This window comes from Arthrobacter sp. 05L45_2, from assembly GCF_056397525.1.
The window spans coordinates 1-1,798 of the sequence record NZ_JBFTNO010000328.1 but is presented as its reverse complement, the minus strand read 5'-3'; the positions used below and the strand labels follow the sequence as shown (position 1 = coordinate 1,798).

The following is a 1,798-nucleotide window of genomic DNA, read 5'->3' as shown; positions in this document are numbered from 1 at the left end:
GCCTTCCGCTGTTCCGGCGCCGGCGGCCACGGGAAGTCATGCACGCCCGCGCCCCGTTGCCGCGCGTGAGAGTATGAAGCCATGAGCGATCCGATCGACACTCACTCGGCCGATGAAACCGCGATGGAGGGCGTCACCTCGTCCGCTGCGGTCCAGGACGCAGCGCCGGCCGGGAGCGGGCAGGGCCGGCAGGACCCGCGCAGCCGGGCGAGCCATTTGCAGGACCTGGTGGATCAGCCTGCCAAGGTGATGCGGATCGGCACCATGATGAAACAGCTGCTGGACGAAGTGAAATCCGCACCGCTGGACGACGCCGCCCGGGTCCGCCTCGCGGAAATCCACGAACGCTCCATCAAGGAACTCGAAGACGGCCTGGCGCCGGAGCTGGTGCAGGAACTGGAACGGATCCATCTGCCGTTTCCCGCGGACGGAACCCCGTCCGACGCAGAGCTACGGATCGCCCAGGCCCAGCTGGTCGGCTGGCTCGAGGGCCTGTTCCATGGCATCCAGACGGCCATCGCGGCCCAGCACGCCGCCCGCGAGCACGCGGCGGCCCAGCTGCAGCTCCGCCAGCTGCCGCCGGGAACCATGATCGCTCCCGGAGTGATCATCGGGGAAAACGGCGAGCCACAGCGCGCCGCCGAGCCGCAGCCCGGGGCCGATCCCTCCCAGCCCGCCAAACCCGTAGACCCGGACCACGGTCCGGGCCAGTACCTCTAGGACACCGTTGGGATTCTTCAGCGCCGCACGGCAGGGCCGCAGGGACGACGCCGAACTCGGCAAGGGGCTGTGGCGCCGCGCCCACGACCGGTTTGTCCGAGGACTGGACCGCTACCACCAGGTCCTTGAGGGGGTCGAGGACGAGGCCCTCTACGCGGAGCTGGTGGAGATCGCCAACGAGCTCTCGGCTTTGGCCGTCCGGGTGCGGCAGATCTGCGTGGAAGCGCAGCGCCGGTCGCCAAGTGATGGCCTGGACATCCCCGGTGCCCTCGCCGGCGTCCACCGCTCACTGTCGACGGCGGGCAACTCGCTTGCCATGACGGCGGAAGCAGCCGCGATGCTTCGCCTCGCCGTCGGACCGGTGCCCGTGGGCGCGGCATCGGTCCGCCGTCGGGCGGAATCGGTGGTGGAACACATTGACGACGCCGAACGAAGGCTCGCGGAAGCGGGGGGAAACGGCTGACTCCCGGCGGCCGGCGGCGTTATTCCGCGTTAAGCGCCTAGCTTAGTAGTCCCGAATCACTGGTCTGACAGCCTGCAGGTTGGCAGGATGGTCCAATGACTTCTTCACCGGAACTGACATTCAATGACGGCAACACGATCCCGCAGCTGGGCTACGGGGTGTGGCAGGTTGAGGACGACGTCGCCGAAAAGGTGGTTGTCCAGGCGTTCGAGGCCGGTTTCCGGCACATCGACACCGCCAAGATCTACGGAAATGAAGACGGTGTGGGCCGCTCCATCAAGCGCTCGGGCCTCAAGCCGGAGGAAATGTTCATCACCACCAAGCTGTGGAACGCCGACCAGGGCTACGAGTCGACCCTCGCAGCGTTCGAAAAGTCCATGGAGCGCCTGGGCCTCGAAACCCTGGACCTGTACCTGATCCACTGGATGCAGCCCAAGCAGGACAAGTACGTGGACACCTGGAAGGCGCTCATTGAGCTCCAGAAGCAGGGACGGGTGAAGACCATCGGCGTCTCGAACTTCACCAAGGAAGGGCTGCAGCGCCTGATCGACGAGACCGGCGTTGTGCCGGCGATCAACCAGATCGAACTGCACCCGTTCTTCAACCAGGCCGAGC

Annotated in this window: 3 protein-coding genes; all 3 read left to right on the top strand. The window is 66.7% G+C overall.

Features of this window, described 5'->3' with window-relative positions:
* Nucleotides 1-81: 81 nt before the first annotated feature.
* Nucleotides 82-720 (top strand): bacterial proteasome activator family protein, encoded by a 639-nt coding sequence (locus AC1DHD_RS16090; protein ID WP_476880667.1) that lies wholly within the window; start codon nucleotides 82-84, stop codon nucleotides 718-720.
* 7 nt (nucleotides 721-727) lie between these two features.
* The gene (locus AC1DHD_RS16085; protein WP_476880666.1) at nucleotides 728-1,183 is read left to right on the top strand and encodes a hypothetical protein; all 456 of its coding nucleotides are present in this window, start codon (nucleotides 728-730) and stop codon (nucleotides 1,181-1,183) included.
* 95 nt (nucleotides 1,184-1,278) lie between these two features.
* Nucleotides 1,279-1,798 (top strand): aldo/keto reductase (locus AC1DHD_RS16080; protein WP_476880665.1); only part of this gene is annotated, 520 nt, incomplete at its 3' end.

Excerpts from the sequence above, each read along its gene's own strand:
- AC1DHD_RS16090 (WP_476880667.1), top strand. The coding sequence starts at position 82 with ATGAGCGATCCGATCGACACTCACTCGGCCGATGAAACCGCGATGGAG.